At 63.5% G+C, this 8,159-nt stretch carries 8 protein-coding genes and 1 tRNA gene; all 9 read right to left on the reverse strand.

From position 1 onward, the window contains the following. Positions 1-5: 5 nt before the first annotated feature. Positions 6-4,130 (reverse strand): DNA-directed RNA polymerase subunit beta, encoded by a 4,125-nt coding sequence (gene rpoB / locus QTI20_RS25565; RefSeq protein ID WP_286556200.1) that lies wholly within the window; start codon positions 4,128-4,130, stop codon positions 6-8. A gap of 258 nt (positions 4,131-4,388) precedes the next feature. Further along, on the reverse strand, positions 4,389-4,766 hold the full coding sequence (rplL, locus tag QTI20_RS25570) for a 50S ribosomal protein L7/L12 (protein ID WP_286556201.1): 378 nt from the start codon (positions 4,764-4,766) through the stop codon (positions 4,389-4,391). Positions 4,767-4,807: 41 nt separating this feature from the next. Beyond that, positions 4,808-5,341, reverse strand: a complete 534-nt coding sequence (rplJ, locus tag QTI20_RS25575; protein WP_286556203.1) for a 50S ribosomal protein L10 — start codon at positions 5,339-5,341, stop codon at positions 4,808-4,810. Between the two features lie 264 nt (positions 5,342-5,605). After that, positions 5,606-6,304 (reverse strand): 50S ribosomal protein L1, encoded by a 699-nt coding sequence (rplA, locus tag QTI20_RS25580; protein ID WP_286556204.1) that lies wholly within the window; start codon positions 6,302-6,304, stop codon positions 5,606-5,608. Continuing rightward, entirely contained in the window at positions 6,304-6,735 is a 432-nt protein-coding gene (gene rplK / locus QTI20_RS25585) for a 50S ribosomal protein L11 (RefSeq protein WP_219211526.1), read from the reverse strand. The genes rplA and rplK overlap by 1 nt, the downstream gene beginning before the upstream one ends. 144 nt (positions 6,736-6,879) lie before the next feature. Beyond that, positions 6,880-7,473 (reverse strand): transcription termination/antitermination protein NusG, encoded by a 594-nt coding sequence (gene nusG, locus QTI20_RS25590; protein WP_286556207.1) that lies wholly within the window; start codon positions 7,471-7,473, stop codon positions 6,880-6,882. Further along, positions 7,473-7,856, reverse strand: a complete 384-nt coding sequence (gene secE / locus QTI20_RS25595) for a preprotein translocase subunit SecE (RefSeq protein WP_183024330.1) — start codon at positions 7,854-7,856, stop codon at positions 7,473-7,475. Before secE ends, nusG begins: the two co-directional genes overlap by 1 nt. 100 nt (positions 7,857-7,956) lie before the next feature. Continuing rightward, positions 7,957-8,032, reverse strand: a tRNA-Trp gene (locus tag QTI20_RS25600). 6 nt (positions 8,033-8,038) lie between these two features. Further along, the coding region (locus QTI20_RS25605) for an EF-Tu C-terminal domain-related protein (protein ID WP_503011458.1) at positions 8,039-8,159 on the reverse strand (121 nt) is incomplete at its 5' end.

Raw genomic sequence — 8,159 nt, forward strand, 5'->3', positions numbered from 1 at the left:
CCTGCTTATGAACGTTCGAGTTCGATGTCGAGGCCCAGGGAACGGATTTCCTTGACCAGCACATTGAACGATTCCGGCATGCCGGCTTCGATGGAGTGTTCGCCCTTGACGATCGACTCGTAGACCTTGGTGCGGCCGACCACGTCGTCGGACTTCACCGTCAGCATTTCCTGCAGCACGTAGGCGGCGCCGTAGGCTTCCAGCGCCCACACTTCCATTTCACCGAAACGCTGGCCGCCGAACTGGGCCTTGCCGCCCAGCGGTTGCTGCGTGACCAGCGAGTACGGGCCGGTGGAACGCGCGTGCATCTTGTCGTCGACCAAGTGGTGCAGCTTCAAGAAGTGCATGTAGCCCACGGTCACGGGACGCTCGAACTGGTCGCCGGTGCGGCCGTCGTACAGGTAGGCCTGGGTGCGCGATTCGGTCAGGCCCTTGAGCTTGGCGATCTCGTCGGGGTAGGCCAGCTGCAGCATGCCGCCGATTTCCTCTTCGGTCGCGCCGTCGAACACGGGGGTCGCGAAGGTCACGCCGGACGACAGGTTGGCGGCCATCTCGAGCACGTCGGTGTCGCTCAGCGTGCTGAGGTCTTCCTTGCGGCCCGAGCCGTTGTAGAGCTTGTCGAAGAAGGCGCGCAGTTCGGCGATCTTCGATTCGGCCTGCAGCAGGTCACCGATGCGCTGGCCGATGCCCTTGCCGGCCCAGCCCAGATGCACTTCCAGCACCTGGCCCACGTTCATCCGCGAAGGCACGCCCAGCGGGTTCAGGCAGATGTCGCACGGCGTGCCGTCGGCCATGTGGGGCATGTCTTCGACCGGAACGATCTTCGACACCACACCCTTGTTGCCGTGACGGCCGGCCATCTTGTCGCCGGGTTGCAGGCGGCGCTTGACGGCCAGGTAGACCTTGACCATCTTGAGCACGCCCGCGGGCAGCTCGTCGCCCTGCGTGAGCTTCTTGCGCTTTTCCTCGAACGCGAGGTCGAAGCTGTGGCGCGTCTGCTCGAGCGAGTTCTTGATCGACTCGAGCTGCGAAGCGACTTCGTCTTCCGCCGGGCGGATGTCGAACCAGTGGAACTTCTCGATCGAGGCGAGGTACGCCTTGTCGAGCTTGGTGCCCTTGGCCAGCTTGTTCGGGCCGCCGTTGGCGGTGCGGCCGTTGAGCAGCTTCTCGATCCGGTCGAAGGCGTCGGCTTCGACGATGCGCAGCTGGTCGTTCAGGTCCAGGCGGAAGCGCTTGAGTTCGTCGTCGATGATCTGCTGGGCGCGCTTGTCGCGCGTGATGCCTTCGCGGGTGAACACCTGCACGTCGATCACGGTGCCTTGCGAGCCCTGGTCCACGCGCAGCGAGGTGTCCTTCACGTCGGAAGCCTTCTCGCCGAAGATGGCGCGCAGCAGCTTCTCTTCCGGCGTCAGCGTGGTCTCGCCCTTCGGCGTGACCTTGCCCACCAGCGTGTCGCCCGGCTGCACTTCGGCGCCGACGTAGATGATCCCGGATTCGTCCAGGCGGTTGAGCTGCTGCTCGGCCAGGTTCGGGATGTCGCGCGTGATTTCTTCGGCACCCAGCTTGGTGTCGCGGGCCATCACCACCAGTTCCTCGATGTGGATCGAGGTGTAGCGGTCTTCGGCGACCACGCGTTCGGAGATCAGGATCGAGTCTTCGAAGTTGTAGCCGTTCCACGGCATGAAGCCGATCAGCATGTTCTGGCCCAGGGCCAGTTCGCCGAGGTCGGTCGAGGCGCCGTCGGCCACCACGTCGCCCTTGGCGATCTTGTCGCCGCGCTTGACGATCGGGCGCTGGTGGATGTTGGTGTTCTGGTTCGAACGCTGATACTTGATCAGGTTGTAGATGTCCACACCGACTTCACCGGCGGCCGCTTCGGCGTCGTTCACGCGCACCACGACACGGGTCGCATCGACGTAGTCGACGATGCCGCCGCGGGTGGCCGTCACGACGGTGCCCGAGTCGACCGCGGAAACGCGCTCGATGCCGGTGCCGACGAAGGGCTTCTCGGGACGCAGCACGGGCACGGCCTGACGCTGCATGTTGGCGCCCATCAGTGCGCGGTTCGCATCGTCGTGCTCCAGGAAGGGCACGAGCGAAGCGGCCACCGACACGATCTGCGCGGGCGACACGTCCATGTACTGGACGCGCTCGGCGCCCACCAGGATCGATTCGCCGGCTTCACGCGCGGACACCAGGTCGCCGGTCAGCACGCCGTCCTTGTCCAGGGCCGCATTGGCCTGGGCGATCACGTACTTGCCTTCTTCGATGGCCGACAGGTAGTCGATGTCCATCGTGACCTTGCTGTCGACCACGCGGCGGTACGGCGTCTCGATGAAGCCGTATTCGTTCAGGCGGGCGTACAGGGCCAGCGAGTTGATCAGGCCGATGTTCGGGCCTTCGGGCGTTTCGATCGGGCAGACGCGGCCGTAGTGGGTCACGTGCACGTCGCGCACTTCGAAGCCGGCGCGTTCACGCGTCAGACCGCCCGGGCCAAGGGCCGACACGCGGCGCTTGTGGGTGATTTCGGACAGCGGATTCGTCTGGTCCATGAACTGCGACAGCTGCGAAGCACCGAAGAATTCCTTCAGCGCGGCCGAGATCGGCTTGCTGTTGATCAGGTCGTGCGGCATCAGCGGCTCTTGCTCCGCCTGACCCAGACGTTCCTTCACGGCCTTCTCGATCCGTGCCAGGCCGGTGCGGTACTGGTTCTCGGCCAGTTCGCCCACGCAACGCACGCGGCGGTTGCCCAGGTGGTCGATGTCGTCGACTTCGCCGTTGCCGTTGCGCAGGTCGACCAGGATCTTCACGACGTGAAGGATGTCCTCGTTGGTCAGCACCATCGGGCCGGTCGATTCGTCGCGACCGACCTTGGCGTTGAACTTCATGCGGCCCACGCGCGACAGGTCGTAGGTGTCCGGGTTGTAGAACAGGCGCTGGAACAGAGCCTGCACCGCGTCTTCCGTCGGCGGCTCGCCGGGGCGCATCATGCGGTAGATGGCCACGCGCGCGGCGAACTCGTCGACCGTTTCGTCGATGCGCAGGGTCTGCGAGATGTACGCGCCCTGATCCAGTTCGTTGGTGTAGATGACCTGGATGTCCTGCACGCCCGAGGTGCGCAGCTTCTTCAGCAGCGCTTCGGTCAGCTCGTCGTTGGCCTTGGCCAGCACTTCGCCGGTGTCGGGGTCGATGATGTTGCGCGCGATCACGCGGCCGACCAGGAAGTCTTCCGGCACGCTGATGTGGGTGGTGCCGCCCTGCTCGAGCTCACGCGTGTGGCGCGCGGTGACGCGCTTGTCCTTGGCGACCACGACCTTGCCCGACTTGTCGGTGATGTCGAAGCGCGCGACTTCGCCGCGCAGACGCTCGGCGACGAATTCCATCTGCGCGCCGCTGTCCATCAGGCGGAAGTTGTCGTTCACGAAGAAGTTCGCGAGGATCGATTCCGGGTTCAGGCCGATGGCCTTCAGCAGGATCGTGACCGGCATCTTGCGGCGACGGTCGACGCGGAAGTACAGCATGTCCTTCGGGTCGAACTCGAAGTCGAGCCACGAGCCGCGGTAGGGGATCACGCGGGCCGAGAACAGCAGCTTGCCCGAGCTGTGGGTCTTGCCCTTGTCGTGTTCGAAGAACACGCCCGGCGAACGGTGGAGCTGCGACACGATCACGCGTTCGGTGCCGTTGATGATGAACGAGCCCTTCTCGGTCATGAGCGGCACTTCGCCCATGTAGACCTCTTGCTCCTTCACTTCCTTGACCACCTTCGACTGCGAGGTCGACGATTCGCGGTCATAGATGATGAGCTGGACCTTGGCGCGCACGGCCGAGGCGAAGGTCAGACCACGGGTCTGGCACTCACGCACGTCGAAGGCCGGCTTCGCCAGGTTGTACTCGAGGAACTTCATCTCGACGAAACCGTTGTGCGAGACGATCGGGAACGCGGCGGTGAACGCGGCTTGCAGGCCGTCGATGGTGCGCTTCGTCGGCGCGATGCCGGCTTGCAGGAACGCGGTGTACGCGTCCTTCTGCATCTGCAGCAGGTAGGGGATTTCAACGACGCTGTCGCGGCTGCCGAAATTCTTTCGGATGCGCTTGCGTTCGGTGTAACTGTACGTGGACGTTTGGGCCATGAGAGCTCCGGGGCTTGAGATCTTGCGCGACTTGTCAGAGATGCTTGCGCACCCCTGCTTGGCGGCTGGCCACTACCAGCCGTTGGCGGACAGTGATGCGTTGCACATCACCCGAACCAAGGGGTCTTCTGCAGTCGGGGTCAGAAGACACTCGAAAACCGTTTGAGGGGCCCCACAGGCCGGTTTTCGGGTGCGCTCTGAAAGCGGCAAAGGCTGGAGGGCTCTTGCGAGCACCTCCAGCCCTTGAGGGGGACTGAATTACTTCAGTTCCACCTTGGCGCCGGCTTCTTCCAGCTTCTTCTTGGCGGCTTCAGCGTCAGCCTTCGACAGGCCTTCCTTGACAGCCTTGGGAGCGGCTTCCACCAGGTCCTTGGCTTCCTTGAGGCCCAGGCCGGTGATTTCGCGCACGGCCTTGATCGCCGAAACCTTGTTCGCGCCGGCTTCGACCAGCACGACGTTGAATTCGGTCTGTTCTTCGGCTGCAGCGGCAGCGGCACCGCCACCTGCGCCAGCGGGTGCAGCCATGGCTGCAGCGCTCACGCCGAACTTCTCTTCGATGGCCTTGACCAGGTCGTTGAGTTCCAGGACCGTCATGCTGTCGAGCGCGGTCAGAAATGCGTCTTTATCGAATGCCATTTTTGTTTCCTAACAATTGGGTTGAATATTCAAACGAAGGCTCAAGCGGCCTGCGCTTCTGCCGGTGCTTCGGCGGGTGCGGCTTCGCCACCACCACGCTTCTCGGCCAGCGCCGCGAGAACGCGGGCGGTGCGGGAAACGGGGGATTGCATCAAGCCCAGCAGCTGCGACAGCAACACTTCCTTCGAAGGGATGTTGGCCAGTTGCTTCACGCCGTTCACGTCCAGGACCTTGCCGCCGAACGCACCACCGCGAATCACCAACTTGTCGTTGGTCTTCGCGAAGTCGGCCACCACCTTGGCGGCGGCGACTGCGTCTTCGGAAAAGCCGTAGATCAGCGGACCGGTCATCTGGTCACCGATGACTTCGAAAGCGCTTCCCGCGACAGCACGGCGTGCCAGCGTGTTCTTGAACACGCTGAGCGTCACGCCCTGGCTGCGCGCGGTATTGCGCAATTTCGTCATATCAGCGACCGTGATGCCACGGTATTCCGCCAGCACGAGCGTTTGAGCTTTTGCGGCGAGGCTGGTCACGTCACCGATGACCGCTTCTTTCTCACTGCGATTCAGACTCAAGGTCTACTCCTTTTAATGCGCCTTTCGGCCGGACTTTCGTCCAGGCCTCCAGACGCGCTTCATGCAGCGACCAACTGTTTCGGAAACGGATTCCTTGCAGTGGGATCGCCATCTGCGCTGGTTGAGGCTCCGAAGAACCTCGATTAAGTGCAGCGGACTGCACGCCAGCGGTCTTGGATGGCCCGTCGCGCCTGCTGCTGTGACACAGCGCCGCGTCGGCCCACCACATCGCCGCACCCCGAGAGGCGCGGCAAATTCTTCACATCAGCTCTGCGCGATCGATTGGGTGTCGACGCGAACGCCCACGCCCATGGTCGACGACACTGCCACCTTGCGCAGGTACACACCCTTGCTGGTCGCGGGCTTGGCCTTGACCAGCGCATCGACCAGCGCTGCCAGGTTGCCCTGCAGCTTGTCGGTGTCGAACGAGCGACGGCCGATCGTGCCGTGCACGATGCCGGCCTTGTCGACGCGGAACTGCACCTGACCGGCCTTGGCGTTGCGGACCGCTTGCGCGACGTCCGGCGTGACCGTGCCGACCTTCGGGTTGGGCATCAGGCCGCGCGGGCCGAGGATCTGGCCCAGCGTACCGACGACGCGCATGGCGTCCGGCGCGGCGATGACCACGTCGAAAGGCATGTCGCCAGCCTTGACCATGGCAGCCAGGTCGTCCATGCCGACGATGTCGGCGCCGGCGGCCTTGGCTTCTTCAGCCTTGGCGCCTTGGGCGAACACGGCGACGCGCTTGGTCTTGCCGGTGCCGTTGGGCAGCACGACGGCGCCACGCACGACCTGGTCCGACTTCTTCGCATCGATGCCGAGTTGCACGGCCACGTCGATGGATTCATCGAACTTGGCGGTGGCGGCTTCCTTCACGAGACCGATGGCATCGACCAGGGCGTACAGCTTGTTGCTGTCGACCTTGCCGACCAGGGCTTTTTGCTTCTTGGTGATCTTGGCCATTACACGCCTTCCACTGTCACGCCCATCGAGCGGGCAGAGCCGGCGATGGTACGAACGGCGGCATCCAGGTCGGCTGCCGTCAAATCCTTCATCTTGGCCTTGGCGATCTCTTCGAGCTGAGCGCGCGTGATCTTGCCGACCTTGGTGGTGTGCGGCGTGGCCGAACCCTTGTCCAGCTTGATGGCCTTCTTGATCAAGGTGACCGCGGGCGGCGTCTTGATGATGAAGGTGAAGCTCTTGTCCGCGAAGGCGGTTATCACCACCGGCAGCGGCAGACCCGGCTCGACGCCTTGGGTCTGGGCGTTGAACGCCTTGCAGAACTCCATGATGTTCAGACCGCGCTGGCCCAGTGCGGGACCGATGGGCGGTGACGGGTTGGCCTTACCAGCTGGCACTTGCAGCTTGATGAAGCCGACGATTTTTTTCGCCATGCTTTGCTCCTTGCGGGTGATATCGCCTCGGCACGCGGCCGTGGCTCCCCGGGGTTAACGGCTCTTCGATACGGTTGATTGCCGAGCCGGAGTGGCAATCAACACACGATGACGAGGCTCGTGTCGAGCCTCGTCATCTTCTGATCAAGTCTTTTCGACCTGGCTGAACTCGAGCTCGACGGGGGTGGCACGACCGAAGATCATGACCGACACGCGCACCTTGCTCTTTTCGTAGTTGACTTCCTCGACGGTGCCGTTGAAGTCGGTGAACGGGCCTTCCTTGACGCGCACGAACTCGCCCGGCATGAACTCGACCTTGTGGCGGGGCTTCTCGGTGCCCTGCTGCATCTGGCTCACGATGTCCTCGACTTCCTTCTGGGAAATCGGGGCGGGACGGTTCTTCGCGCCGCCGACGAAACCGGTCACCTTGTTGGTGTGCTTCACCAGGTGCCAGCTCTCGTCGTCCATGATCATCTCGACCAGCACGTAGCCTGGGAAGAAGCGACGCTCGGTGGTGCGCTTCTGGCCGTTCTTGATCTCGACCACTTCTTCGGTCGGCACCATGATGCGGCCGAACTTGTCCTGCATCGCGGCGCGGTTGATGCGCTCCGTGATGTTGCGCTCCACGGCCTTCTCCATGCCCGAGTAGGCATGCACCACGTACCAACGGAAATCCGGATTGGTCGGGGCGGCGAGCACCGGGGTGCTTTCCGGCGTGGTTTCGACGGTGTCGGTCATTATTTTCTCCAGCCCAGAATGAGGTCGAAGAACACCCACTCGAGCGTCTTGTCGGTGAGCCAGAGGAACACCGACATGACCGCCACGAAAGCGAACACGTAGGCCGTCATCTGGATGGCTTCCTTGCGGGTCGGCCAGACGACCTTCTTGACTTCGCGCCAGGCATCGCGGCCGAAGGCCCACAGCTGGCGACCGCTCTCGGAACTTGCGAACGCACCCACGGCCGCCGCCAGACCGACCAGCAGCACCGCCCACTGCACCAGGGAACCCTGGCGCGCCAGCAGGTAGAACGCCACGACGGCGCCCACTGCGAGCACGACCGCGGCCGCCAGCTTTGCCTTGTCGGCGCTGGTGCTCACGGTCTCGATTTGTGTTGTAGCCATCTTCGGCAAGTTCCTGCGGCCCTGGGGCCTTCAAATCAATGCGCCTCTTGAGACGCCGAAGCCCGTCGGGTTGCGACGGGCCTTGGGGGCCACCCTCAGGTGGCAGGGGCAGTAGGAATCGAACCTACAACCTTCGGTTTTGGAGACCGACGCTCTGCCAATTGAGCTATACCCCTCCGGAATTACGCAATCACCTTGGCCACGACGCCCGAGCCCACGGTGCGGCCGCCTTCGCGGATGGCGAAACGCAGACCTTCTTCCATGGCGATCGGGTTGATCAGCTTCACGGTGATGCTGACGTTG

Source organism: Variovorax sp. J2P1-31 (assembly GCF_030317215.1).
In the GTDB taxonomy this organism is placed as follows: Bacteria; Pseudomonadota; Gammaproteobacteria; order Burkholderiales; family Burkholderiaceae_C; genus Variovorax.

Coding starts and splice junctions, on each gene's coding strand:
- rpoB (WP_286556200.1), bottom strand. CDS start 4,130: ATGGCCCAAACGTCCACGTACAGTTACACCGAACGCAAGCGCATCCGA.
- rplL (WP_286556201.1), bottom strand. CDS start 4,766: ATGGCATTCGATAAAGACGCATTTCTGACCGCGCTCGACAGCATGACG.
- rplA (WP_286556204.1), bottom strand. CDS start 6,304: ATGGCCAAGATCACCAAGAAGCAAAAAGCCCTGGTCGGCAAGGTCGAC.
- rplK (WP_219211526.1), bottom strand. CDS start 6,735: ATGGCGAAAAAAATCGTCGGCTTCATCAAGCTGCAAGTGCCAGCTGGT.
- nusG (WP_286556207.1), bottom strand. CDS start 7,473: ATGACCGACACCGTCGAAACCACGCCGGAAAGCACCCCGGTGCTCGCC.
- secE (WP_183024330.1), bottom strand. CDS start 7,856: ATGGCTACAACACAAATCGAGACCGTGAGCACCAGCGCCGACAAGGCA.